The organism is Biformimicrobium ophioploci (assembly GCF_030270605.1).
Taxonomy (GTDB): Bacteria; Pseudomonadota; Gammaproteobacteria; order Pseudomonadales; family Cellvibrionaceae; genus Biformimicrobium; species Biformimicrobium ophioploci.
The window spans coordinates 1-1,877 of sequence record NZ_BSYJ01000012.1 but is presented as its reverse complement, the minus strand read 5'-3'; the positions used below and the strand labels follow the sequence as shown (position 1 = coordinate 1,877).

At 51.7% G+C, this 1,877-nt stretch carries 1 rRNA gene; it reads left to right on the top strand.

The features are described from left to right. Positions 1-1,723, top strand: a 23S ribosomal RNA gene (locus QSJ80_RS15460); the annotation flags it as partial. Positions 1,724-1,877 lie beyond the last annotated feature (154 nt).

Below are 1,877 nucleotides of genomic sequence, written 5' to 3'. Positions count from 1 at the left end.
GCATGGTAGAGGAGCGTTCTGTAAGCCGTTGAAGGTGAACTGAGAGGTTTGCTGGAGGTATCAGAAGTGCGAATGCTGACATGAGTAACGATAAGAGGGGTGAAAAACCCCTCCGCCGGAAGATCAAGGTTTCCTGTCCAACGCTAATCGGGACAGGGTTAGTCGGCCCCTAAGGCGAGGGCGAAAGCCGTAGTCGATGGGAAACAGGTTAATATTCCTGTACTTAATATTGCTGCGATGGGGTGACGGAGAAGGCTAGGCCAGCACGGCGATTGGTTGTCCGTGTTTAAGCAAGTAGGCTGGGAACTTAGGCAAATCCGGGTTCCTAAGGCCGAGATGTGATGACGTGCTCTCTTTTGAGCGTAAGTGGTTGATGCCATGCTTCCAGGAAAAACCTCTAAGCTTCAGGCAATATTGAACCGTACTCCAAACCGACACAGGTGATCAGGTAGAGAATACCAAGGCGCTTGAGAGAACTCTGGTGAAGGAACTAGGCAAAATGGTACCGTAACTTCGGGAGAAGGTACGCCGGTTTTGGTGATGGGACTTGCTCCCTAAGCTGAGGCCGGTCGAAGTGACCAGGTGGCTGCGACTGTTTATTAAAAACATAGCACTCTGCAAACACGTAAGTGGACGTATAGGGTGTGACGCCTGCCCGGTGCCGGAAGGTTAATTGATGGGGTTAGCTTCGGCGAAGCTCTTGATCGAAGCCCCGGTAAACGGCGGCCGTAACTATAACGGTCCTAAGGTAGCGAAATTCCTTGTCGGGTAAGTTCCGACCTGCACGAATGGCGTAACGATGGCCACGCTGTCTCCACCAGAGACTCAGTGAAATTGAAATCGCTGTTAAGATGCAGTGTACCCGCGGCTAGACGGAAAGACCCCGTGAACCTTTACTACAGCTTTGCACTGAACTTTGAGCCTATTTGTGTAGGATAGGTGGGAGGCTTTGAAGCGGTAACGCCAGTTATCGTGGAGCCATCCTTGAAATACCACCCTGGTATGTTTGAGGTTCTAACGCAGGTCCCTTATCGGGATCGCGGACAGTGTATGGTGGGTAGTTTGACTGGGGCGGTCTCCTCCCAAAGAGTAACGGAGGAGTACGAAGGTGCACTCAGCATGGTCGGAAATCATGCAATGAGCATAATGGTATAAGTGCGCTTGACTGCGAGACAGACATGTCGAGCAGGTACGAAAGTAGGTCATAGTGATCCGGCGATTCTGTATGGAAGGGTCGTCGCTCAACGGATAAAAGGTACTCCGGGGATAACAGGCTGATACCGCCCAAGAGTTCACATCGACGGCGGTGTTTGGCACCTCGATGTCGGCTCATCACATCCTGGGGCTGAAGCCGGTCCCAAGGGTATGGCTGTTCGCCATTTAAAGTGGTACGCGAGCTGGGTTTAGAACGTCGTGAGACAGTTCGGTCCCTATCTGCCGTGGGCGTTGGAAATTTGAGAAGAGTTGCTCCTAGTACGAGAGGACCGGAGTGAACGAACCTCTGGTGTTCGGGTTGTTACGCCAGTAGCATTGCCCGGTAGCTATGTTCGGACGGGATAACCGCTGAAAGCATCTAAGCGGGAAGCCTCCTTCAAGATAAGATTTCCCTGACTCCTTGAGAGTCCTGTAGGGCCCTGGAAGACTACCAGGTTGATAGGCTGGGTGTGGAAGCGTTGTGAGGCGTTGAGCTAACCAGTACTAATTGCCCGTGCGGCTTGACCATACAACAGAGATGACTGTTGATGATTGATTCAAGCTCGGATAAATGTCGAGACACACAAAGCAGTGTATTAAAGCTAATTCATTACCGACCTATTTGGGGTTGCTGTTGGCAAACGCAGCAACAAACGCAAGGCAGAGCCAAGGCTCGTGAGACC